Source organism: Pseudomonas sp. FR229a, from assembly GCF_030209115.1.
In the GTDB taxonomy this organism is placed as follows: Bacteria; Pseudomonadota; Gammaproteobacteria; order Pseudomonadales; family Pseudomonadaceae; genus Aquipseudomonas; species Aquipseudomonas moraviensis_A.
In genome coordinates, this window is record NZ_JARVSP010000008.1 from 261,672 (window position 1) to 282,219 (window position 20,548).

General features: G+C 60.2%; 21 protein-coding genes. 8 read left to right on the top strand and 13 right to left on the bottom strand.

What is annotated here, in order from left to right; genetic code table 11:
• The first annotated feature begins 133 nt into the window (after positions 1 to 133).
• From QRN33_RS07780 to QRN33_RS07790, 3 genes are all read left to right on the top strand, one after another.
• Positions 134 to 592, top strand: a complete 459-nt coding sequence (locus QRN33_RS07780) for a cell division protein (RefSeq protein WP_285407879.1) — start codon at positions 134 to 136, stop codon at positions 590 to 592.
• Positions 593 to 629: 37 nt separating this feature from the next.
• Positions 630 to 1,217 (top strand): lysozyme inhibitor LprI family protein, encoded by a 588-nt coding sequence (locus QRN33_RS07785; protein WP_285407881.1) that lies wholly within the window; start codon positions 630 to 632, stop codon positions 1,215 to 1,217.
• 713 nt (positions 1,218 to 1,930) lie between these two features.
• Positions 1,931 to 2,314: an SCP2 sterol-binding domain-containing protein gene (locus QRN33_RS07790; protein WP_042608105.1), complete on the top strand. Its 384-nt coding sequence runs from the start codon at positions 1,931 to 1,933 to the stop codon at positions 2,312 to 2,314.
• A 259-nt stretch (positions 2,315 to 2,573) separates the two neighbouring features.
• On the opposite strand, the gene QRN33_RS07795 is transcribed toward QRN33_RS07790, so the two are convergent.
• The 6 genes from QRN33_RS07795 to exbB form a co-directional block, all read right to left on the bottom strand.
• Positions 2,574 to 3,974, bottom strand: a complete 1,401-nt coding sequence (locus QRN33_RS07795; protein WP_042608106.1) for an aminoacyl-tRNA deacylase and HDOD domain-containing protein — start codon at positions 3,972 to 3,974, stop codon at positions 2,574 to 2,576.
• A 79-nt stretch (positions 3,975 to 4,053) separates the two neighbouring features.
• Entirely contained in the window at positions 4,054 to 6,129 is a 2,076-nt protein-coding gene (gene recG / locus QRN33_RS07800) for an ATP-dependent DNA helicase RecG (protein WP_285407885.1), read from the bottom strand.
• A 9-nt stretch (positions 6,130 to 6,138) separates the two neighbouring features.
• Entirely contained in the window at positions 6,139 to 7,068 is a 930-nt protein-coding gene (locus QRN33_RS07805; RefSeq protein ID WP_024014805.1) for a hydrogen peroxide-inducible genes activator, read from the bottom strand.
• A gap of 277 nt (positions 7,069 to 7,345) precedes the next feature.
• A complete protein-coding gene (locus tag QRN33_RS07810; RefSeq protein WP_016772534.1) occupies positions 7,346 to 8,098 on the bottom strand; it encodes a TonB family protein in 753 nt (250 codons plus the stop codon).
• Positions 8,095 to 8,523 carry a TonB system transport protein ExbD gene (gene exbD, locus QRN33_RS07815; protein WP_016772535.1) on the bottom strand — a complete coding sequence of 143 codons (429 nt, stop codon included), beginning with the start codon at positions 8,521 to 8,523 and terminating at the stop codon, positions 8,095 to 8,097. The genes QRN33_RS07810 and exbD overlap by 4 nt, the downstream gene beginning before the upstream one ends.
• 6 nt (positions 8,524 to 8,529) lie before the next feature.
• Positions 8,530 to 9,483: a tonB-system energizer ExbB gene (exbB, locus tag QRN33_RS07820; protein WP_024014803.1), complete on the bottom strand. Its 954-nt coding sequence runs from the start codon at positions 9,481 to 9,483 to the stop codon at positions 8,530 to 8,532.
• Positions 9,484 to 9,671: 188 nt separating this feature from the next.
• On the opposite strand from exbB, the gene QRN33_RS07825 reads away from it, so the two are divergent.
• The gene (locus QRN33_RS07825; protein ID WP_116658673.1) at positions 9,672 to 10,529 is read left to right on the top strand and encodes an SDR family oxidoreductase; all 858 of its coding nucleotides are present in this window, start codon (positions 9,672 to 9,674) and stop codon (positions 10,527 to 10,529) included.
• Between the two features lie 138 nt (positions 10,530 to 10,667).
• Here the strand turns inward: QRN33_RS07825 and QRN33_RS07830 are convergent, their stop codons facing one another.
• The 6 genes from QRN33_RS07830 to QRN33_RS07855 form a co-directional block, all read right to left on the bottom strand.
• Entirely contained in the window at positions 10,668 to 11,408 is a 741-nt protein-coding gene (locus tag QRN33_RS07830; protein ID WP_285407890.1) for a hypothetical protein, read from the bottom strand.
• 66 nt (positions 11,409 to 11,474) lie between these two features.
• A complete protein-coding gene (gene ridA, locus QRN33_RS07835; RefSeq protein ID WP_014340863.1) occupies positions 11,475 to 11,855 on the bottom strand; it encodes a deaminase RidA in 381 nt (126 codons plus the stop codon).
• Positions 11,856 to 11,879: 24 nt separating this feature from the next.
• The gene (gene spoT, locus QRN33_RS07840; RefSeq protein WP_007920338.1) at positions 11,880 to 13,985 is read right to left on the bottom strand and encodes a bifunctional GTP diphosphokinase/guanosine-3',5'-bis pyrophosphate 3'-pyrophosphohydrolase; all 2,106 of its coding nucleotides are present in this window, start codon (positions 13,983 to 13,985) and stop codon (positions 11,880 to 11,882) included.
• Between the two features lie 57 nt (positions 13,986 to 14,042).
• The gene (gene rpoZ, locus QRN33_RS07845) at positions 14,043 to 14,306 is read right to left on the bottom strand and encodes a DNA-directed RNA polymerase subunit omega (RefSeq protein ID WP_008030604.1); all 264 of its coding nucleotides are present in this window, start codon (positions 14,304 to 14,306) and stop codon (positions 14,043 to 14,045) included.
• 168 nt (positions 14,307 to 14,474) lie between these two features.
• Positions 14,475 to 15,095, bottom strand: coding sequence for a guanylate kinase (gmk, locus tag QRN33_RS07850; protein WP_042608112.1), 621 nt, complete (start codon positions 15,093 to 15,095; stop codon positions 14,475 to 14,477).
• A 12-nt stretch (positions 15,096 to 15,107) separates the two neighbouring features.
• A complete protein-coding gene (locus QRN33_RS07855) occupies positions 15,108 to 15,971 on the bottom strand; it encodes a YicC/YloC family endoribonuclease (protein WP_285407895.1) in 864 nt (287 codons plus the stop codon).
• A 268-nt stretch (positions 15,972 to 16,239) separates the two neighbouring features.
• On the opposite strand from QRN33_RS07855, the gene rph reads away from it, so the two are divergent.
• From rph to gltS, 3 genes are all read left to right on the top strand, one after another.
• The gene (gene rph / locus QRN33_RS07860) at positions 16,240 to 16,962 is read left to right on the top strand and encodes a ribonuclease PH (RefSeq protein WP_027610407.1); all 723 of its coding nucleotides are present in this window, start codon (positions 16,240 to 16,242) and stop codon (positions 16,960 to 16,962) included.
• A 25-nt stretch (positions 16,963 to 16,987) separates the two neighbouring features.
• Positions 16,988 to 17,356 carry a DUF4870 domain-containing protein gene (locus QRN33_RS07865; RefSeq protein WP_016772541.1) on the top strand — a complete coding sequence of 123 codons (369 nt, stop codon included), beginning with the start codon at positions 16,988 to 16,990 and terminating at the stop codon, positions 17,354 to 17,356.
• A 370-nt stretch (positions 17,357 to 17,726) separates the two neighbouring features.
• Positions 17,727 to 18,935: a sodium/glutamate symporter gene (gene gltS / locus QRN33_RS07870; protein ID WP_285407898.1), complete on the top strand. Its 1,209-nt coding sequence runs from the start codon at positions 17,727 to 17,729 to the stop codon at positions 18,933 to 18,935.
• Positions 18,936 to 19,003: 68 nt separating this feature from the next.
• Here the strand turns inward: gltS and crc are convergent, their stop codons facing one another.
• Positions 19,004 to 19,783, bottom strand: a complete 780-nt coding sequence (gene crc / locus QRN33_RS07875) for a catabolite repression control protein Crc (RefSeq protein WP_016772543.1) — start codon at positions 19,781 to 19,783, stop codon at positions 19,004 to 19,006.
• An 82-nt stretch (positions 19,784 to 19,865) separates the two neighbouring features.
• On the opposite strand from crc, the gene pyrE reads away from it, so the two are divergent.
• The gene (gene pyrE / locus QRN33_RS07880) at positions 19,866 to 20,510 is read left to right on the top strand and encodes an orotate phosphoribosyltransferase (RefSeq protein WP_042608114.1); all 645 of its coding nucleotides are present in this window, start codon (positions 19,866 to 19,868) and stop codon (positions 20,508 to 20,510) included.
• The last annotated feature ends 38 nt before the right edge of the window (positions 20,511 to 20,548 follow it).

The window sequence follows — 20,548 nt, forward strand, 5'->3', positions numbered from 1 at the left end:
GGGCCTGTTTGAGGCGGTTTTGCACAAGTTTTTTCTGAATTCCTCACGCTAAAACGTTTAACGCTTGAGCATCTGACTCCCCCGATTTTCCTTTAAACTCCCCACCCCCCAAGGAACGCGCTCAGGACACGGAATGCCAGCCCCTACTTCCTCGCTTCGCCCAGCGTTGGTGCTTTGGCTATATGCCGCTGCGATCACGCACATCCTCGCCGGTCTTACCCTGACCTGGGCTGGTGACTCCGGCTTACTCGATGGCTACCTGCAAGTCCTCGAACTGTCGTTCTGGGGTGCTAACGCGGTGCCTGTTGCCGGCCACGAGCAACAAGTCTGGTGGCTCGCGCTGTTTGGCGCGACGCTGCAGAGTTATTCGCTGTACATGCTCGCATTGGTGCATCTGGGCAATCGCCTCAAAGTGCCGGCAGTCTGGGGATGGTTGATCGCCGGCATCCTGTTATGGGCGCCGCAGGACATGTGGCTCTCGGCGCAACAACAGGTCTGGTCACACGTGTGGCTTGATAGTTTTGCGTTGTTGGTGTTGTTGCCGCCGCTTATCTGGCTCTACGTCCACGACCGCCAGAAAGCACAGCAATAACGGCGCACTGGCATATTGGCAACGAAGGAGTTAAAGCGTGCAAGGATTCCCGATTCTTCTCGGCTGCTTGCTATTGGCAGCCTCTTCCCTGGCAATAGCGGCAGAGACGTGCAACCCAGACAGTTTTTCCAACCCGGACTTGATCACCTGCGCTCAGCAAACCTTCAAGAAAGTCGATGGTGTCTTGAACGAGCAATACAAAAAAGCGCTGTCGACTCTGGCTCCTGCGGAGCAAAGCCATCTGAGAGATGTGCAAAAGAACTGGGTGCGCTTCAAAGAGTCGTTTTGCGAAGAGCTTTATGAAGCCGCGTTGCCGGGCGCTGAAGCGCCAATCGAAAAGCTTGGGTGTCTGGTGCAGACGACCAATGCTCGGTTGGGAGAGTTGATTGCGCTACAGACGGGCTTACCGCTGGATGGTTTTTACAAAGCGGCGTCTGCGATTGCGGGGAGGGATCGCGAGAGAAATTTAGCCGCCGCAATCGAGCGGTTGGGAGGGGATGAGCTCGATGATCCGATTTGGAAGAAGTACGCAGATGGGCACTGTGAGATGGCTGGCCGTCTGTTGCGAGAAGACGTCGCTTATTGCGCGGTGAGGTTGCGCTTTCAATTACCCATGAGTCGCTAAAGGCACACAGTCTCACGGTGGAGCGGAGCAGGGGCCAAGTACACGAAGTCCCAAAAGGTCATTCCCTTGTCTATCGAAGTGGTGAAGAGGAAGTCATGGCAGAAGGGCGGCCCTCTCAGCTCACGACAACGTGGGTGGAGGTTCCCGAAGGTTTGCTGGCAGGCGAATATGAAATGGTCAGCCAAGGTGCTTGAATTTACGGGATGACTTACACGAACTACAAATCCGGAAAGAAGTATTCATTTGATCAAGACATCACCATGGATGCATCTCCAGAGACAGGCTGTCGGTGGTAAGACAGGGATCATCGAGAAAGAGGACTTAGCGTCCCCTTTTTTTCTTCCGCGAATCTCGCTAAGACTTGGCCGCCACGCTTCGCACTTAATTCGGACTTGCACATCCGGTCACCGAATACCCGATGACGCAGGAAGCCTATCGGTGATCTTCAAGCTCGCCTAGTTCACGGACAGCCCCGCACTTTGCGGGAAATTTCCCCATACATCGCAGTCCGGAAGATCAAAAGATCGCAGGCTTCGCCAGCTCCTACAGGGATGTGTTTCAACAGGTGTAGGACGTTGGGTGTGGAATCGTGACTTGGCAGTCATCGTGCGGGAAATGGTCCGCATCCTCTTCCAACAGCGTCAGATACTGGCGTTATCGTCCGAATCCCTTACACTGCCCCGGCCGTTCATTTTCCTTTTGAGGCTGTGCGCATGAAATTTCGTTTTCTCCTGTGGATGATGGGTTTGTTGATGGGCAAGGCCAGCCGGACAAATCCTGCGTTCCAGCAGCAGTTGGGTGACAAGGATCTGGTGTTTCAGCTGCAGACGCTGGATGGGAAAGTGGCGCGGCATTTTGTGGTGAAGAATCAGCGCATCACCAGCAAGGCTGGCCTGGTGGCGGAGCCGGCGTTTGCGATTGCGTTTAAAGACGCCGCGTATGGCTTTGCCACGATGCAGGCGAAGAACAAGCAGTTGGCGTTTATGCAGGGGATTCAGGACAAGTCGATCCAGCTTAAGGGCAACCCTGCGCTAGTGATGTGGTTTCAAGGGTTGATGAAGTATTTGAAGCCGAGGAAGGCTAAGCCTAAGGCTTGAGCCGAGTCTTGATGAGAAGAGCTTTTGTGGCGAGGGAGCTTGCTCCCGCTGGGCTGCGGAGCGGCCCCAAATCCTGAAAGCCGAGTTTTGCCTGAGAGACCCTGCCGGCTGGTTTTGCGACTGCTGCGCAGTCGAGCGGGAGCAAGCTCCCTCGCCACAGGGGTTTCGCTGAGTTCGTTGGATTGGGGTGGATTCTTCGCGAGCAGGCTCGCTCCCACAGGGATTTTGGTGATCCTTGGGGGAGCGGGCTTGTTTCGTTTTAGGCCTGGCTGAACTGCGAGGCCAGTTCGCGCAGCAGCACTTCGGCTTCGAGGACTTTGCTGACGACGTCATTAGCCTTGTCGCGGGTCAGGCCGACGCGTTCGAGCAGGGCATCCGGAATATCTTCATCCGGGCCAGAGCCAATTCCGCGGCTGCGCAGCAGGCGCACGGCCAGGCAGACGAGGTTCGGGTATTCGGCGTAGGCGCCGTCGTAGCTTGGGTCGTGCTGGAAGCGCAGGGCGGTGGCCAGTTCGTCCGGCATGTCCCAGTAGCGCATCAGCCATGAGCCGATCTGTTCGCGGCTGATACCGAGCAGATGTTGCTCGATGTAGCTGTGGCACAGGTGCGGGTTGACCTCCAGGTGGCGGCAGATCAGCGAGAAGTGCGGTGGGAACACGTGGGCCAGCAGCAGGTAACCGAAGTTGTGCAGCAGGCCGGCAAGATAAGTCAGGCCGGCTTCCGGGCGCTGGGCGCGCGGCATGGCGCGGGTCAGGCCTTCGATGACGGCAGCGGTGTAGATCGACTGCTGCCAGTACGGTGTGGTGTGTTGCGGGTGGTCTTTCGGCAGGCTCAGGGTCTTGCCGAGGGCCAGGCCCAGCGCGAGGTTGATCACCAGATCGAAGCCCAGCACGCGGACGATCGCGTCTTCCACCGAACGAATCTTGCCCGGCGAGGCGTAGTACGGCGATGCCGCCCAGCTCACCACTTGCGCGGCCAGCGCCGGGTCGGTTTCAACGACGCCGGTGATGTCGTCGATGGTGGCATTCGGATCAACGCGCAGCTTGATGATTTTTTGCGCCGTTTCGGCCAGCGGTGGAATCTCGATGGTCGCTTCCAGACGCTGCTGGATACGCCGCGCAGTGAACGCCTGCACGGCCTGGGTGATCTCCTCGCGGTCATCGTCCGGGCGGTCGAGGTTGGGGCGGATGCTGCTCAGGGCTTCGCCGAAGTTGGCGGCGCTGGCCTTGGTCAGCATGCTCTTGAAGGCTTCGCTGGTGATTTCCAGCAGCAGGCCCGGCTCGCCGGAGTTGATCAGCAGCTTCGGCTCGCGCAGCAGGCTTTCCTCGTAGAGGCACGGCGAACTGGTGAGCGCCGGCAGGCCCGGCAGCAGACTCAGGTTGTGTTTGCCGAGCATCTTTTCCAGACGCTCGGTGGACACGGCGGTGAGGCGGCGACCAGTGAGTTCGGCGAGGCGATTGAGGTCGAGCAACTGGCTCTGTGGAAACAGCACCATCAGCGCGCCCACGGCGTCATCCAGCAACACGGCCTGGACCTTGCGCGAAGCATTGAGGCCGTGGTGATCGAGCACTTCTTCGTAGGCGATCCCCAGCTTGCCAAGCAGCAGCCGAATTACAGACGGCGCGTGCGGGAGTTCGGGGGCGAGAGCTGCGTCAGTCATGGTCTGTATCCGTTTTTGAAACAATGGCAGGAGTATAACCAGCTCTGTAGGAACGATCCTTCACAAACTGCGACGGTGCTCACACTTGGCCGTATTGCTGTCCATGCCGCAGCCAGCGGTCGAGCAACGGGCTGACGTGGGTCGGCCAGCGCTCCAGCAAGGCCTGGGCGGCATCGCGCACGGCGGGCAACAAATCGGCGTCGCGCATCAGGTCGGCGACCTTGAATTGCAGCAGGCCGGTCTGGCGGGTGCCGAGCATTTCGCCGGGGCCGCGCAGTTCGAGGTCCTTTTCGGCGATGACGAAACCGTCGTTGGTCTCGCGCATGATGCCCAGGCGCTGGCGGCCGATCTGCGACAGCGGCGGATGGTAGAGCAGCACGCAATGGCTGGCGGCGCTGCCCCGGCCGACGCGACCGCGCAACTGGTGCAGTTGCGCGAGGCCAAGACGCTCGGGGTTTTCGATGATCATCAGGCTGGCGTTGGGCACGTCGACGCCGACTTCGATCACCGTGGTCGCGACCAGCAGTTGCAGGTTGCCGGCCTTGAACTCAGCCATCACCGCAGCCTTTTCGACCGGCTTCATGCGCCCGTGAATCAGCCCGACTTTCAATTCGCCAAGGGCGGCGGTGAGGTCTTCGAAGGTGGTTTCGGCGGCTTGGCAGGTCAGCTCTTCGGACTCTTCGATCAGCGTGCATACCCAATAGGCCTGACGCCCCTCGGCACAGGCGCTGCGCACTCGTTCGATGACTTCGACGCGGCGGGTGTCAGTGACCAGCACGGTGTTGACCGGGGTTCGGCCGGGCGGCAATTCGTCGAGGATCGAGGTGTCGAGGTCAGCGTAGGCGCTCATCGCCAGCGTCCGTGGAATCGGCGTGGCGGTCATGATCAGTTGGTGCGGGCACATGCGCCCGCCGACGCCTTTCTGCCGCAGCGCCAGACGCTGTTGCACGCCGAAGCGGTGCTGTTCGTCGATGATCACCAGCGCGAGGTTCTTGAACTGTACTTCGTCCTGAAACAGCGCGTGGGTGCCGACCACCATTGGCGTGCCGCTGGCGATCTGCTCCAGCGCGGCGACGCGGTTTTTGCCTTTGAGCTTACCGGCCAGCCACGCGACTTCAATGCCCAGCGGTTCGAGCCAGCGCTTGAAGGTGATGAAGTGCTGTTCGGCGAGAATCTCGGTCGGCGCCATCAGCGCGACCTGATAACCGGCCTCCAACGCCTGCAGCGCAGCGAGGGCGGCGACCACGGTTTTACCCGCGCCCACGTCACCCTGAATCAGCCGCAGCATCGGTTCGTGCTGGCTGAGGTCGTAGGCGATTTCGTTGCCGACTCGCTGTTGCGCACCGGTCGGGTTGAAGCCGAGGTTTTTCAGGTATTTCGGTGGCAGTTTCGTGGCTTTCGGCATCGCTGGCGCGCGCAGTGAACGCATGCTTTCGCGCAGACGCTGCTGCGACAATTGATGCGTCAGTAATTCTTCAAAGGCCAGGCGATGCTGGGCCCAGTGATGACCGAGGGCGAGTTCATCGACGTCGGCATCGGCGGGCGGGTTGTGCAGGTAGCGGATCGCATCGGCCAGCGGCGCCAGTTGATAGTCGCGGGCGAGCTCGGTCGGCAGCCAGTCGGGCAGGGTGCTCGGCTTGAGCAGCGTCAGGGTCTGCATGCACAACTGGCGCAGGCGCTGCTGGGTCAGGCCTTCGGTGAGCGGGTAGACCGGGGTCAGGGTTTCATCCACTGGCGGCGGTTCGTCGCCGGTGATCGCGCGGTATTCCGGGTGATAGATTTCCAGGCCCGAGGCGCCGGGCCGGGCTTCGCCGTAGCAGCGAACCCGCGTGCCACGCTTGAGGCCTTCTTTCTGCGCGTTGCTGAAATGGTAGAAGCGCAGACTCAGGCCGCCGGTGCCGTCCTGCAAGCGCACGACCAGACTGCGGCGGCGGCCCATGACCACATCGGCGCCGCTGACGGTGCCTTCAACCACAGCGTCCTGACCCGGCCGCAAAGCGCCGATCGACACCACGCGGGTGCGATCCTGATAGCGCAGCGGCAGGTGGAACAGCACGTCCTGCAGATTCTCGAGGCCGACCTTGGCCAGTTTCTCGGCCATGGCCTCGCCGACACCCTTGAGTGCCGTCACCGACACTTGCGACAGCTCCGTCATGACGCTCGCTTAACCGGCCGTAACCGGCGCGGCAGGCTTGGCCACCGAGCACAGGCGAATGGAGTCGGCGAGGATCTCGATGGCTTTCGGCCGTGGGAAGCTCGCGCGCCAGGCAATCGCCACGGTGCGGAACGGCACCGGCGCGGTCAGCGGACGCACTTCGATCACGCCGGGGGCGTAGTGATGGCTGTCCACCGCCGACAGCGGCAGGATCGAGATGCCCAGGCCGGACGCGACCATGTGGCGAATGGTTTCCAGCGAGCTGGATTCGACCGTGGTGTGCTTGGCGCCGTCGTTGCCCTTGGTCAGGGTCGGGCAGGCTTCGAGCACCTGATCACGGAAGCAATGACCCTCGCCGAGCAGCAGCAGGCTCTTGTCGTTGAGCAGACCGGCGTCGATGGATTCTTTCTTGGTCCACGGGTGCTGGGCCGGCATGAGCACATAGAACGGCTCGTCGTACAGCGGCAGGGTCAGCACATCGGCTTCGTTGAACGGCAGGGCGATGATGATCGCGTCGAGTTCGCCGTTGCGCAGTTTGTCGCGCAGCACGTGGGTGAAGTTTTCTTCGATGTACAACGGCATCTGCGGGGCGACCCGGTGCAGTTGTGGAATCAGATGCGGGAACAGGTACGGGCCGACGGTGTAGATCGCGCCGACTTTCAGCGGTGCGGTCAGCTGATTCTTGCCGGCCTGGGCCAGTTCGCGGATGCCCTGGGCCTGCTCCAGCACTTTCTGCGCCTGGGCGACGATGCCTTCGCCGACCGGGGTCAGGCGCACGGCGCTTTTGCTGCGCTCGAAAATCAGCACACCGAGTTCGTCTTCAAGTTTTTTCACGCCCACCGACAGCGTCGGCTGACTGACGTGGCAACGCTCGGCGGCATGGCCGAAGTGCTGCTCTTGGGCGAGGGTAACGATGTAGCGTAATTCTGTGAGGGTCATAGCAAGCGTCCATGAAGATGCGCGCCAAGCATACCGGCTGCAATCGATAGACGCACGTTATCAGACTGCGGGCTGAGTGCGACACCGGTCGAGGTCGGTTTGCCGCTGGCAGATATGCAAAAGGCACCTTTCGGTGCCTTTTGACATTGTTCTCTCGGCTGGCGGAGAACCTTTGTAGGAGTGAGCCTGCTCGCGATGGCGTCGTGTCAGTCAATCATTCATCGTCTGATACACCGCTATCGCGAGCAGGCTCACTCCTACAGGGTTTTGCGTTGCCTTAGCGGCGACGTTCGAGCGAATAAACAAACGGCGCAACGATTTCGATCGAGCCGTTGTTGAGCATGTCGGCCGGCGGCTTGGGCAGCGGTTGGGCGCGGCGGATCATGTCCAGGGTGGCCCGGTCCAGATCAGCGTTGCCAGAGCGGCCTACCAGTTCGAACGACAGCACATTACCTTCGCCATCAACCACGAAGCGCAGACGATTCAAACCTTCCTTGCCACGCGACTGTGCACTTTGCGGGTACTTCTTGTACTTCTGCAAATGCGCGAGCAGGGTGCCTTGCCAACTGGCCTTGGCTGCCAATTGAGCAGGCGATGGGCCGGGTGCGGGCTGGGCTGATTTCTCCGTTGGTGCCTGGGTCGGTTGAGTGTCGGCCGGTTTCTCCTCGGAAGGTTTTTCCTTCGGCGGCTCGGGCAGCTTCTTCTCGACCGGCTTCGGCGGTTTTGGCTTGGGCTTCGGCTTGGGTTTGGGTTTGGGTACCGCGATTTCCGCTTTCGGTGCTTCAGCCAGTTTCGGAATCGGTAACTCTTCAACCGGAGCCGGTGGCTGCGGCGGTGTGACGACTTTCGGCGGAGCCGGCGGTGGCGGGGCGGGCAACGGAGCCAGCTCGACCATCATTGCCTGCGGCGGCAACTCGATGGGCGGGCGGGCGGTCCAGTTCAGCGCCAGCGCGATGGCCAGCGCGTGCACGCCCAGCACCACGGCCAGGCTACCGCTGTAACGCGTCAGCTTATGGCGCGTCGTGATCATTTCTTGGCTGCCGTCTCAAGGCCGACCAGACCGACCTTCAGGTAGCCGGCGGCGCGCAGGCTGTCCATCACGCTCATCAGGTCACCGTAATCCACGCCTTTATCGGCCTGGAAAAAGATGGTGGTGTCTTTCTTGCCCTGGGTCTTGGCGTCGAGGGTGGCGCCGAGGGTTTCGGCCTTCACTTCGTCGTCGCCGAGGAACAGGCGCTGGTCCGCTTTCACACTGAGAAACACCGGTTTCTCTGGTCGCGGCGCCGGTTTGGCGGTCGAGGCGGGCAGATCGACTTTGATGTCCACAGTGGCCAATGGAGCGGCCACCATGAAGATGATCAACAGCACCAGCATCACGTCGATGAACGGCGTGACGTTGATTTCGTGGTTCTCGGCCAGATCGTCGTCTGCGCCTTCTTTCAAATGCAGGCCCATGGCCGATTACCCCACTTTAACCATGTGCGGCTGCGAGCTGCGCTCAGGCTGGTGGTCGAGATCGCGGCTGACCAGCAGCAGGACTTCTGCCGAGGCATCGGAGACCTGCGCCTTGTAACCGGCGATGGAACGGGCGAAGACGTTGTAGATCACCACTGCAGGAATCGCCGCAACCAGACCCAGTGCGGTGGCCAGCAGCGCTTCAGCGATACCAGGTGCGACAACGGCGAGGTTGGTGGTCTGGGTTTTGGCGATGCCGATGAACGAGTTCATGATGCCCCAAACGGTACCGAACAGACCGACGAACGGCGCAGTGGAGCCGATGGTGGCGAGGACGCCAGTGCCGCTGCTCATGTTGCGGCCACAGGCAGCGACGAGGCGCTCGAGGCGGAAGCTGACGCGTTCCTTGATGCCTTCCTTCTCGCGGCTGTTGACCGACAGGCGCATCTCTTCGAGAGCGTCGTGGACCAGCAGGTTGGCGAGGGTGCCTTCCTTGCCGGCCGTGGCGCTGGCTTCTTTGAGGGTGGTGGCTTTTTTCAGTGCGGCGATTTCGCCTCGCAGACGACGCTTCGCGCCCATCAGCTCGAAGCCTTTGGCGATCCAGATGGTCCAGGTGATGATCGAAGCGATAGCCAGACCGATCATCACGATTTTCACGATGATGTCGGCGTTCTGGTACATGCCCCACGGCGACAGGTCGTGGGCCATGCCCAAGGTGTTGTCGGCTTCGAGGACTTCAGGTGCGTCGGCCGCATCGACAGCCTGCACCGGATCGGTGGCGGCGGGTGCAGCCGGAGCGGCAGCGGGCGCGCTCTGTTCGGTGGCGGCTGGGGTGGCTGGCGCTTGAGCGTCGGCGAAGGCCGCGGTCGGGGCCAGCATCAGGCTGAGCAACAGAGCCGCGACAGCGCTCCAGGCGCGAGGTCGAGTGGTTGGCGAAGCGGGAGTTTGATTACGTGTCATGCTGGCCGGACCTGAGGTAGAAAAACGTTATTGCTCTTCCAGGCCTCGTGAGGCCGAGAACAAAAGTGGCGTGCATTATTGCAAGTAATTCTTGTTAACAAAAGTAATAGAGTAACTTTTTTTCCACCATTGCTAGCCGTTCGTCCTGTGCCAGAGCTAGTCTGTGCCTTTCCGATGGGAGTTTTCTGATGTCCGCGCCTTCTGTTTTGATTGCCGGTTGTGGTGATGTCGGCAGTCGTCTCGCCACGCAATTGCTGGCGGCTGGCTGGCAGGTTCATGGCTTGCGCCGGGACGTTTCCAAGTTACCGGAGGGGGTCATTGGCGTCGCCGGCGATCTGTTCAACGAAGAATGCCCGGCGACCTGGCCGGTGGGCGCTTTGGATTATCTGGTGTATTGCGCTGCGGCCACCGACCACGATGAAGAGGGTTATCGCAAGGCCTATGTGCAGGGTTTGCAGAACGTGTTGAGCTGGCTGGGCGACTACGGGCAAGTGCCCGAGCGACTGATCTTCGTGTCCAGCAGCAGCGTGTACGGCCAGCAGGACGGAGCGTGGGTGGATGAGACGTCCGAGACTGTCGCTGCCGGTTACTCAGGGCGCTTGATGCTTGAAGCCGAGCAGGTCGCGCTCGATAGCGGCATCCCCGCTAGCGTACTGCGTCTGACCGGCATTTACGGCCCGGGCCGCGAATGGCTGCTGACTCAAGTGCGTCGCGGTTATCGCGTGGCGGTCGAGCCGCCGCTGTATGGCAACCGGATTCATGCCGATGATGCCGCCGGCTTGCTGGCGTTTCTGCTGGAGAAAGACCGCGAAGGCGTCAAGCTGGAGCAGCTCTACATCGGAGTAGACGATGCGCCGGCGCCATTGGCCGAGGTGGTGGGCTGGTTGCGCGAATATCTGGGGGTAACTGAATGGGCGGAAGACGCCAGCGTGCGCCGCACCGGCAGCAAGCGTTGCAGCAATGCGCGGGCGAAAGCGTTGGGTTGGGTACCGAAGTATCCGAGTTACCGCGAAGGCTATGCAGCGATCCTTGAAGGTAAATGCTGACTTTCTGCCTCCACAAAACAACTGTAGGAGTGAGCCTGCTCGCGATAGCGTTGTGTCAGTCGACATCAATGTGTCTGACATACCGCTATCGCGAGCAGGCTCACTCCTACATGGGTTCTATGTGAATTCAAAAGCGGGTTACTGCTTCTCCAGCAACCACTTGCGCTCACCCGCGGCAAACTGCGGTTGCTCATCCGCCAGCGCAGCATTCACTGCCTGCAGAATCTCCAGTTGCTTGCCCTTGCGCACAAAGATCCAGTTGTTGCCCTGGCCATTGAGTTGCAGCCACATGCTGTCGTTGCCATTGCTCATCGATGCGCAATCGCCGGCCAGGCACAAGGCATAACGGTCAACGCCCGGAAGGCCGGTCACCTGACCGTCAGCCTGGAACTGCACGGTGCCGCCCTCACCCTGACCGCTCGCGATGGTCCAGTTGCCGCCCAGGTACGCCGAGTACAGCGCGCGTTCGAAGCTCGCACCGATTGGGGCGCCTTCGGGCACCGGGATCTGTGCGCGATCGAAGAGTTGTTCGGGTTCGTTGTCGCTGGCGGCTTGCTGCAGGCGTCCGCCGTCGCGTTTCAGTTCGCTGGCGGAGCTGCCATAGAAGTCGACTTTCCAGGCGCCGGACTCTTGGCCCAGCAACCGTCCTTCGACATTCTCAAAACCGTTGGTGTAGCGAGCCTGACCGGCCTTGGTGTTGACGTCCCATTCCAGATTCGGGCCGTAGGCCTGCAGCGCTTCGCGCAGAGGGCCGCCCTTGGCGGCGGCATCGATCGCCACCTGGTTGATCCAGGTGCCGCTGATGTCGCGGTCGGCAGGGTCGCTGGCGCAGCCGCCGAGGAACAGGGCGAGCAGCGAGAGAGCTAGCGCTTTGCGCATGGTGGAATCCTTTCAAAACCTTTTCTTGCGGCAGTCGGCGCGGCGTTGAAAGCCGCGCCGTGCGCATCACTCGATGACCAGAATGGCATCCATTTCAACCTGCGCACCCTTCGGCAGGGCGGCCACGCCGATGGCGGCGCGGGCAGGGTAGGGCTGGTCGAAGTACTTGCCCATGATCTCGTTGACCTTGGCGAAGTGGCTCAGGTCGGTGAGGAAAATGTTCAGTTTGACGATGTCCTTGAACGAACCGCCGGCGGCTTCGGCTACGGCCTTGAGGTTCTCGAAGACCTGGACGGTCTGGGCTTCGAAGCCTTCGACCAGTTCCATGGTTTTCGGGTCCAGGGGGATCTGGCCCGACATGTAAACGGTATTGCCTGCCTTGATCGCCTGGGAGTAAGTACCGATGGCGGCCGGGGCCTTGTCGCTGGTGATGACGGTTTTGGTCATGTAGGACTCCTTGTAATAGGCAGGTTATGCACGCATGCGGGTGATGCGGATCACCCCGGTCAAGGCGCGCAGTTTCTTGATCACGCGGGCCAGGTGCACACGGTCGTGGACGCTGACCACCAACTGCACGACGCTGATGCGACCATCGCGTTCGTCCATGCTGATTTTCTCGATATTGCCGTCGGCCGCGTTCACGCTGCTGGCCAGCAGGGCGATCAGGCCGCGCTGGTGTTCCAGTTCGACGCGCAGCTCGACGTTGAATTCGCCGGTGACATCCTTGGCCCACGAGAGCTGGATGCATTTTTCCGGGTTGTGGCGTATTTCGCTGATGTTGCGGCAGTTGTCCAGGTGCACGACCATGCCTTTGCCCGCTGACAGGTGGCCGACGATCGGGTCGCCCGGGATCGGCGTGCAGCACTTGGCGTAGCTGAGCACGAGACCTTCGGTACCGCGAATCGCCAGCGGACCTTCCGGACTTGGCAACTGTTCGCCTTCGCCCAACAGCCGGCGGGCGACCACGTAGGCCATGCGGTTGCCCAGGCCAATGTCTTCGAGCAGGTCTTCGATCAGTTCGAGGCGGTACTCGGTGAGCATCGCCTTCACGCGCTCGGCCGGAATTTTTTCCAGGGAGCTGTCGAAACCGTTGAGCACCTTGTTCAGCAGGCGTTCGCCGAGGCTTATGGACTCGGAGCGGCGTTGCAGTTTAAGCGCATGGCGAATGTGCGTTCGCGCCTTGCCGGTGACCACGAAGTTGAGCCACGCCGGGTTCGGCCGGGCGCCGGGAGCGCTGACGATCTCGACCGTGGAGCCGCTTTGCAGCGGTTCGGACAGCGGCGCGAGGCGACGGTTGATCCGGCAGGCAATGCAGCTGTTCCCGACGTCGGTGTGCACTGCGTAGGCGAAGTCGACCGCTGTCGAGCCTTTCGGCAGCTCCATGATCCGGCCTTTGGGCGTGAACACGTAGACCTCGTCCGGGAACAGGTCGATCTTCACGCTTTCGATGAATTCCAGCGAGTTGCCAGCACGTTGCTGCATTTCCAGCACGCCTTTGACCCACTGACGGGCGCGGGCATGGGTGCCTTTGGGCTGTTCGTCACCGCTGGACTTGTACAGCCAATGGGCGGCGATGCCGTTGTTGGCCATCTCCTCCATTTCGCGGGTACGGATCTGGATCTCGATCGGTACGCCGTGCATGCCGAACAGCGTGGTGTGCAGCGACTGATAGCCGTTGGCCTTGGGGATCGCGATGTAATCCTTGAAGCGCCCCGGCAGCGGCTTGTACAAATTATGCACAGCACCCAGCACGCGGTAGCAGGTATCGACCTTGTCGACGATGATCCGGAACGCGTAGACGTCCATGATCTCGTTGAAGGCCCGACGCTTGCCGCGCATTTTCTTGTAGATGCCGTAGAGGTGCTTCTGGCGACCGCTGACTTCGCCCTGGATGCCGTCGATGGCGAGGCAGTGGCCAAGGGATTCTTCGATCTTGTTGACGATTTCCTTGCGGTTGCCCCGGGCGCGTTTGACCGCCTGGTAGATCCGCGCGGAACGCATCGGGTGCATCGCCTTGAAGCCGAGGTCTTCGAACTCGATGCGGATCGCGTGCATGCCCAGCCGGTTGGCGATGGGTGCGTAGATCTCGAGGGTTTCCTTGGCGATGCGCCGACGTTTTTCGCCGGACAGCACTTCCAGCGTGCGCATGTTGTGCAGGCGGTCGGCGAGCTTGACCAGGATCACCCGGATGTCGCGCGCCATGGCCATGGCCATCTTCTGGAAGTTTTCCGCCTGAGCTTCGGCTTTGGTCTCGAAGTTCATCTGGGTCAGTTTGCTGACCCCGTCGACCAGTTCCGCCACGGTTTCACCGAACTGCGCCTGCAGCGCTTCCTTGGCGATCCCGGTGTCTTCGATCACGTCATGCAGCATGGCGGCCATCAGGCTCTGATGGTCCATGTGCATGTCGGCAAGAATATTCGCCACGGCAAGAGGATGCGTGACGTACGCCTCGCCGCTGCGACGGCGTTGACCGTCATGGGCTTGTTCGGCGTAGAAATACGCTCGGCGGACCAGGTTGACCTGGTCATTGCCGAGGTAGGTCGATAAGCGATCGGCGAGGGCGTCTATGCTCGGCATGATGATTCCTGCCGAAAGCTGTGACCCCGCGCCGTGCTACGTCGACCAGGCATAGGCTTAGACGGCCTCGTTCGACTCGTCCTCGAACGCTGCGAACAGCGGTTCATCCTGGACGATTTCCTGCTCGGCGATGAACTCGTAGCTCATCAGGCCTTCAGCAATTTCACGCAGCGCGACAACGGTCGGCTTGTCGTTTTCCCACTGCACCAATGGCTCTTTGCCGCCGGTGGCCAGTTGACGGGCACGCTTGGTAGAGAGCATGACCAGCTCAAAGCGGTTTTCCACGTGTTCTAGGCAGTCTTCAACGGTTACGCGGGCCATGGTATTCCTCGGAGCGAATGCAATATGCGCGCTGCCCGGTTGGGCGAGCGGACTGAGCAGTTTAAAAAATCACCAGCGATTAGGGAAGCGCTGATTTTTTGACCAGACCCTTCAACGCGCTGCAAGCACCAATGTAAAGCGCTTGCAGGCATTTTGGGAAGTGCTGTTTTAACCGAGCAGTTCGGCCAGCAATTTGCCGAAACGCACTTGCTGGCGTTTCTGTTGCAGCTGATTGGCGCGGAAAATCGCCTTCAGATCGTTCAGCGCGTGGGCAAAATCGTCATTGATGATCAGGTAGTCGTAATCGACATAGTGGCTCATCTCGCTGACCGCTTCGCGCATGCGGCCGTCAATGATCTCGTCGCTGTCCTGGCCGCGGTTGGTCAGGCGCTGGTGCAATGCTTCCAGCGACGGCGGCAAAATGAAGATCGAGCGCGCTTGCGGCATCAGCTTGCGCACTTGCTCGGCGCCTTGCCAGTCGATTTCCAGAATCAGGTCATGGCCTTCGTCCAGGGTCTGCTGCAGGCGGCTTTGCGAGGTGCCGTAGAAGTTGCCGAAGACCTCGGCGCGTTCAAGGAAGTCACCGTGCTCGCCCATTTTCACGAACTCTTCGCGGGTCACGAAGTGGTAGTTCACGCCATCCACTTCACCCGGACGCATGGCGCGGGTGGTGTGCGAGACCGAAACGCGGATCTCCGGATCGGCGTCGGTCAACGCCTTGACCAGACTGCTCTTGCCCGCGCCCGATGGCGCGGAAATGATGTACAGGGTGCCGGTGTGTTGGGTCATGTCGGGGTAGCCTTACTCAATATTCTGCACTTGTTCGCGCATCTGCTCGATCAACACCTTGAGGTTGACGGCGGCCTGGGTGCTGCGCGGGTCGAAGGCTTTGGAGCCCAGTGTGTTGGCCTCGCGGTTGAGCTCCTGCATCAGGAAGTCCAGACGCCGCCCGGCGGCACCACCGGATTTGAGTACCCGGCGAACTTCGATGATGTGTGTGCTCAGGCGATCCAGTTCTTCGGCCACGTCGTTTTTTTGCGCGAGGATGACCATTTCCTGTTCCAGACGTTGCGGGTCGAGCTCAGCCTTCATGTCGGCAAAGCGGTCGAGGACTTTCTGGCGCTGGGTGGCGAGCATCTGCGGCACCAGTTCACGCAGGGTCACGACGTCTTCTTCAATGGAAGTCAGGCGATCATTGATCAAACGCGCCAGCTCCGCGCCTTCGCGCTCGCGGCCAGCCTTCAAGTCCTTCAAGCCCTGATTGAACAGCGCCAGCGCTTCGGCGTTCAGCGCCTGCGGGTCGGTCGCATCGGCCACCAGCACGCCGGGCCAGGCCAGCACTTCCAGCGGATTCAGCGCAGCGGGATTCTTGATCAGCCCGGCCACGGTTTCCGCAGCGGCAACCAGTTGCGCGGCGCGCTCGCGGTCGACTTGCAGCGGCTTGCCGGTGCTTTCTTCGGTGAAGCGCAGCGTGCACTCCAGTTTGCCCCGCGACAGGCCCTGACGCAGCGCTTCACGCACGGCGCCTTCGAGGTCGCGAAATGATTCGGGCAAACGCAGGTGCGGTTCCAGATAGCGGCTGTTGACCGAGCGCAGTTCCCAGCTCAGGGTGCCCTGAACGCCGGCTTTCTCGACGCGGGCGAAGGCGGTCATGCTGTGCACCATGGCGGTGACCTCGCAATGCAGATCGGCGCGAAACGCTGTTTCGCAGGCGCGATTTCAATGAATTTAAGCCGACTGGCAGCAAAGGCGCAGGATTGTAGCGCAGTGCGGCGAATGCGCCCAAACACACGGTGTGACAAAGCGCTGCAGCCCGTCGGTTATGCGCGCTTGAGGCGCTTCGGTCGTCGGCCGGCGGTTTTAACCAGTGCCCACTCGCGGTGCAGCGCTCTATAATGCTCGGCAGTTTTCCGTCCTCAGTACAGGTATCCCTATGAAACGTCCAAGTGGTCGCGCTGCCGATCAGCTCCGCTCGATCCGCATCACCCGCAACTACACCAAACACGCCGAGGGATCCGTACTGGTCGAATTCGGTGATACCAAAGTCATCTGCACCGTCAGCGTCGAAAATGGCGTGCCGCGTTTCCTCAAAGGTCAGGGCCAGGGCTGGTTGACTGCCGAGTACGGCATGCTGCCGCGCGCCACCGGCGAGCGTAACCAGCGTGAGGCCAGCCGTGGCAAGCAGGGCGGTCGTACTCTGGAAATCCAGCGTCTGATCGGCCGTTCTCTGCGCGCGGCACTGGATATGTCCAAGCTCGGCGACGTGACCCTGTATGTGGATTGCGACGTGATCCAGGCCGATGGCGGTACTCGTACCGCGTCCATCACCGGCGCCATGGTTGCGCTGGTCGATGCCCTGAAAGTGATCAAGAAGCGCGGCGGCCTGAAAGGCGGCGATCCGCTCAAGCAAATGATCGGCGCGGTCTCGGTGGGCATGTACCAGGGCGAGCCGGTGCTGGATCTGGACTATCTTGAAGATTCCGCAGCCGAAACCGACCTGAACGTGGTGATGACCAGCACCGGTGGTTTCATCGAAGTGCAGGGCACCGCCGAAGGCGCGCCGTTCCAGCCTGAAGACTTGAACGCCATGCTGGAACTGGCGAAGAAGGGCATGAACGAGATCTTCGAATTGCAGAAGGCTGCACTGGCCGACTGAAGTTCTTGACCACAAGGAGGATGTGATGAGTGATGAGCAAGAGTTGCTGCCCAAACCGAGCCAGGAGGTTCGCCAGTGGGCGATGTTCTGTCACTTGTCCGCCTTGCTGGGGATCTGGATTCCGTTCGGCAATCTGATCGGGCCGCTGATCCTTTGGCAGATGAAGCGCGAGAAGGACCCCTTCATCGACGCGCAGGGCAAAGAGGCGCTGAATTTTCAGATCACGGTGGCGATTGCCTCAATGATCTGCTTCCTGCTCATGCTGCTGATCATCGGTTTCTTCCTGTTTGGTTTGCTGGCGATTGCGGCGCTGGTCCTGACGATCATTGCAGGTGTCAAAGCCAACGAAGGTTTCCCCTACAGATATCCGTTCACCTGGCGATTGATCAAGTGAAAGTCTGTTGTATCGCAATATGAAAATGCCCCGACTTATCGGGGTATTTTTATTTGTGCAACTGAATAATTGGGTTTTGTTGTAGGACTAGTCTGTTAACGATGTGCGGCTTGGCATTTATTTACTGATATTTCTCTATTACATCTTTGGTCACAACTGATCGGGCAAGTGTATATCCCGGTCCTTGTTATTCGCGCAAGCTGGTTGTTAAAGTTGCCCGGTGTAATGTTTCGATTGAAACATTTCGATATGTTCAAGCCATCGATGGCACTTGAACTCCCCAGTAATCAGTGTTGAGAAAATCAGCCGGTTCACCCGTCGGGCCAAGGTAAATGCTCGCCTCGTGAATACTTAGCCAAGAATAATCCACATGATTGAGCTCGATTTCTACGGCACGCTCGTGGCCGCTTCATTAGTGCTACTGCTCGGGCGCGGACTTGTAACGCGTGTCGGCTTTCTGCGAAGTTACAATATTCCCGAGCCGGTAGCGGGTGGCCTGGTGGTTGCCGTGCTCCTGTTGATATTGCGCACTTTCAATATTGAAGTCCGCTTTGATACTTCATTGCAAACACCGTTGATGTTGGCTTTCTTTGCCACGATTGGCCTGAGTGCCGACCTTGCCAGTCTGAAAAAGGGCGGGCGCATTGTCGGCATCTTTCTGCTGGCGGTGATCGGTTTGCTGGTGGTGCAGAATGCCATGGGTATCGGACTGGCAACTCTGCTCGGACTCGATCCTTTGATGGGGTTGCTGACGGGCTCGATCACGCTCGCCGGTGGCCACGGTACTGGCGCTGCATGGGGAGCGGTGTTCAGCGAGAAATATGGTCTGGCCTCGGCTTCGGAGCTGGCGCTGGCCTCAGCGACGTTCGGACTGGTCCTGGGGGGACTGATCGGTGGTCCCGTTGCGCGGTTGCTGATCAAGCGTGTGCAGGTGCCGGGCTGCAGTCCCCAGCAAGCACCGCGACTGCCAAGAGGTTTTGAACAGCCGAACAAAGAACGTTCGATCACGCCCTTTTCGTTCGTCGAGACACTGGCGCTGATTGCCGTCAGCCTGCTCGCTGGCAATTTGTTGAATGGTTTGCTCCACGGCACTGCGTTCGAGTTGCCGACCTTTGTCTGTGTGCTGTTCGTGGGTGTGGTGTTGCGTAACGGATTATCAGCACTTGGCTTGTATCAGGTATTCGAGCGTGAAGTTTCTGTGCTCGGCAATGTCAGCCTCTCGCTGTTTCTGGCGATCGCGCTGATGTCGCTGAAGCTTTGGGATCTGGCAGCGCTGGCATTGCCGATCTTCATCATTCTGGCCGTGCAGGCGCTGGTCATGGCACTGTTCGCGATTTTTGTAACGTTCCGGGTAATGGGTAGCAACTATGATGCTGCCGTGCTTGCTGCGGGGCATTGCGGCTTTGGGCTGGGTGCTACGCCGACGGCCATTGCCAACATGCAAGCAGTGACGCAACGGTATGGGCCTTCGCAGATCGCGTTTCTGGTGGTGCCGATGGTAGGAGCGTTCTTCATCGATATCGTTAACGTCATCGTGATCAAGCTGTACCTGACCTTGCCTTTCTTCGCTGCGGTTTAGGAAGCACGGCGCATAAAAAATGCCCGCATCTCACGATGCGGGCATTTTCTTTGGCTGCGATAAAACGCTTAGATGGTCAGCGTCCAGTCGTAGTCGACGATCAATGGCGCGTGCTGCGAGAACCGTGGCTGACGCGGCAGGCGTGCGCTGCGCACCGAGCGACGCAGGCCCGGGGTCAGGATCTGGTAATCGAAACGCCAGCCCAGATTGAGCATCTCGGCCTGTTCGTTATCCGGCCACCAGCTGTACTGGTCGCCTTCACGGCTGACTTCGCGCAGCGCATCGACATAGCCCATATTGCCGACAATCTCGTCCATCCAGGCGCGTTCCGGCGCCAGGAAGCCTGGAGACTGCTGGCTGTCGCGCCAGTTCTTGATGTCGAGTTTCTGCTGCGCAACGTACAGCGAGCCACAGTAAATGTACTCGCGACGTTTGCGTCGCTGTTTGTCCAGGTACTTGCCGAAATCATCCATGAGCTTGAACTTCTGGTTCAAGTCCTCATCGCCGTTCATCCCCGAGGGAAACAGCAAGGTGGCAATACTGACTTTGTCGAAATCTGCTTGCAGGTAGCGCCCGTAGCGGTCGGCCGTCTCGAAACCGAGACCGCTGATGACAGCCTTCGGTTGCAACCGCGAATACAAAGCCACGCCGCCTTGGGCAGGGACTTCGGCATCGCAGGCATAAAGGAAGTAGCCATCCAGTTGGAAGGCTGGGTCATCCAGTTCAAAGGCGGAGGCACGGGTGTCCTGCAGGCAGATGACGTCGGCATTCTGGGCTTGCAGCCAACTGAGCAAACCGCGCTCGACTGCCGCCTGAATACCATTGACGTTCACACTGATGATCCGCATAAATGGCCCCAAAAATCGCGTGCGTGTATGATACACGGCGTCAAGCTAATTAGCTAAATCCGTGGTATTTGGGGTTTTTTTCATGCAAGCGTATCAGCGCGATTTCATTCGTTTTGCCATCGATCGCGGCGTTTTGCGCTTCGGTGAGTTCACCCTGAAGTCCGGACGCACCAGTCCCTACTTCTTCAACGCCGGCCTGTTCAACTCGGGTTCGGCCCTGGCGCAACTGGGGCGTTTCTACGCTGCGGCCATCGCCGAAAGCGGCATCCCCTTCGACGTTCTGTTCGGCCCGGCCTACAAAGGCATTCCACTGGCGGCGACTACCGCCGTTGCGCTGGCCGAACATCACGACCGTGATCTGCCATGGTGTTTCAACCGCAAGGAAGCCAAGGCCCACGGCGAGGGCGGCAGCCTGGTCGGCGCACCGCTGACTGGCGAAGTCTTGATCATCGACGACGTGATCACCGCCGGCACTGCCATTCGCGAAGTGATGCAGATCATCGCTTCCCAGGACGGCGCCAAGGCCGCCGGCGTGCTGATCGCGCTGAACCGTCAGGAGCGTGGCAACGGCGAGCTGTCGGCCATCCAGGAAGTCGAGCGCGACTTCGGCATTCCGGTGATCAGCATCGTGTCGCTGAATCAAGTGTTGGAGTTCCTCGCCGACGATCCACAGCTCAAGCAGCACCTGCCAGCCGTGGAAGCCTATCGCGCCCAATTTGGCGTGTGACCAATGTGGGAGCGAGCCTGCTCGCGAATGGCCGTCAC